Below are 314 nucleotides of genomic sequence, written 5' to 3'. Positions count from 1 at the left end.
AAACAAAGCAACGGCTTTAGCTCGCGCAGAACTAGCCAAGCAGATTGAAGTAAAAGTTAAAGCCATGGATAAGACCTACCAGCGTCTAACCGATACAGCTGAAGGCTCAACCACCGGCGGTACTTTTGAGTCGGTTTCCAAGCAGCTAGCAAACAAAACCTTATCTGGTAGCCGCGTCACCAAAATTGACTATGTAGACTTCCCGGACGACACACAAAAGCTATGCGTCATGGTGACTATGTCTCCAGAACTCACCGAATCTTTGTTTAAAGACTTGCTTCAAGGTTCTGGCAAAAGCATCTCTCCTAAAAACG

Annotated in this window: 1 protein-coding gene; it reads left to right on the top strand. The window is 45.9% G+C overall.

Annotated elements, in window-relative coordinates:
* Positions 1-314 (top strand): LPP20 family lipoprotein (locus tag A3761_RS02860; protein WP_197472764.1); only part of this gene is annotated, 314 nt, incomplete at both ends.

Source organism: Oleiphilus sp. HI0123 (assembly GCF_001635315.1).
This window is presented reverse-complemented; position numbering and strand designations above follow the sequence as displayed.